The 1,711-nt window shown below is 77.8% G+C and carries 1 protein-coding gene; it reads right to left on the reverse strand.

Going from position 1 to position 1,711, the window contains the following annotated elements; translation table 11 throughout:
• Positions 1-89 precede the first annotated feature (89 nt).
• A partial coding sequence (locus ACFC02_RS42520; RefSeq protein WP_376368393.1) for an SUKH-4 family immunity protein occupies positions 90-1,711 on the reverse strand: 1,622 nt, incomplete at its 5' end.

A 1,711-nucleotide genomic window follows, 5' to 3' on the forward strand; every position in this document is an offset into this window, starting at 1 on the left:
CTCACGACCGGGTCCGGCCCCGCGCTCCGTCAGGCGTCAGCCGCCCAGGCGCTCACAGCTCACAGCTCACAGCTCACAGCTCATGCGGCTCACAGCAGTCCGTCCCACATCTGCTCCAGCAGCACCGACCACCAGCTCTCCGGCGAGCCGAGCGCCGCCGGGTCGAGGGAGGCGAGCTGGGCCTGGAAGTCGACGGTCCAGCGGCCCGCCTGCTCCTGGTTCAGGCCGTAGCGCAAGCGCCACATCCGGCCGAGCAGCGCCATGCAGCGCGCGAACTCCGGCAGCCCGGTGTTCACGAACTGCGGCGGCACCGACGTACCGCCGGGCCCCGCCTCCACCGGCACGGCCACGATGTTCGCCGTGCCGTACTGGACACAGATCGCCTTGCCGAAGTCGCTGCCCATGACGAGGTACGAGCCCGCGTCCGGCGCCGGCTGCACCCCGCGCTCGGCCGCCAGCTCCGCCAGCGTCGGCACCGGGCGCCCCGGCTGGGCCTGCGCCCAGAAGAAGGGACCCATGTCCATCGGCAGGCCCGCCACCACCAGCGTGTGCGCCACGACCGGCGGCACACCCTGACGGGACACCGCCGCCTGCTCGAAGCGGAACACACCGGGGCCGAAGGCCGCCGCCAGTTCCTGGGCGATCCCCTCCGGCGCAACGGGCGGCACCGCCTGCACCGGCGGCAACGGCGCGCGCACCGGCGCCGGCCGGGCGGGACCGTCGGCGACCTGGTGCAACTCGCCCTGATGCGCCAGGAGTTGCCCCATGCCCTGCTGGCGGCTGGCGTGGTCGGTGCCGTACGGCGCGATCGACGTGATCCGCGCCTGCGGCCACTGCTCACGGAGCATCCGCGCGCAGTACGCGCCCGGCAACTGGCACGACTCCAGCTCCGTGTGCAGCTCCAGCACCTGGTCCGGCGGCACGTTCATGGCGCGCAGCTCGTGGAAGATCTGCCACTCCGGGTGCGGCGTGCCCGGCGCCGAACGCCGGATGAGCTGCTGCTCGGAGCCGTCCTGCGCGCGGTAGCGCAACACGGCCTGGTAGCCCGGGCCGACGGTCGGCTGCGCCTGCTGCGGGTAACCGTAGGCGGGCGGCTGCTGCCCGGGCATGGGCTGGCCCGGCAGGGGCCGGCCGGGCGCCGGCGGCCGACCGGGGGGCGGCATCGCGCCAGGTGGCGGCATCGCGCCGGGTGGCGGCATCGCGCCGGGGGCCGGGGGCTGCGGGACGCCCGGGGGCATGCCGGGAGCGCCCGGGGGCGCGGGCGGAGCCGGCGGCGGAGGCACGCCGGGGCCGCCGGACGAGGGCGGGGCGAGCATGGTCGCCGCCTGGTGCACGCCCCCCTGCCCCGCCCCGGGCACACCCGGGGCGCCCGGGGCGCCAGGCGGTTGCGGAACGCCGGGGGCACCCGGAGCAGGCGGCGGCGGGGGTGCGCTCGGGGCACCCGGCGGCTGCGGGACACCGCCACCGGCGCGGCCGGGGTCGGCGAGCATCGTGGCGGCGTGGTGGACGCCACCCGGGGGCGTACCACCGGGCGCACCCGGAACGCCGGGAGCCGCGGGAGTGCCAGGAGCGGCGGGGGCGTCAGGAGCGCCCGGCGGCTGCGGGGCGCCGGGGCCGCCGGGGCCCTCCGGGCCCAGCGAGGAGACGAGTTGCGTCGGCGCGTACCCGCCCACACCGCCCGTGCCGCCCGGTACTCCCGGCGCGGCGGGTC

Origin of the sequence: Streptomyces sp. NPDC056160 (assembly GCF_042268205.1) — a bacterium.
GTDB lineage: Bacteria > Actinomycetota > Actinomycetes > Streptomycetales > Streptomycetaceae > Streptomyces.